Annotated in this window: 1 protein-coding gene; it reads right to left on the bottom strand. The window is 39.5% G+C overall.

Annotated elements, in window-relative coordinates:
• The coding region (locus tag SB660_RS22730; protein ID WP_410584772.1) for an ABC transporter substrate-binding protein at positions 1-248 on the bottom strand (248 nt) is incomplete at both ends.

Below are 248 nucleotides of genomic sequence, written 5' to 3' on the forward strand. Positions count from 1 at the left end.
TCCCATGTGCCAGACGTAAAATAATATCTGGATTGCTTTGTTGTAAAAATTCCGTATTGGATGGTAAAAACTCGGGCTCTTGACCACTCATGACATTTTGACCCCCAGCCATTCGCACTAAGTCCCCAATATAAGAATTTTCTGTTGCTACCAAATAGCTCCCTGGTATTCCTAGCAAAATTAAAACTTTAGGTGATTCGTTTAATTCTACTTTCATTCGAAGGGCTGAAATCTTTCCTTCAAGCTCC

This window comes from Bacillus sp. SIMBA_005 (assembly GCF_046535585.1).
GTDB lineage: Bacteria > Bacillota > Bacilli > Bacillales > Bacillaceae > Bacillus > Bacillus pumilus.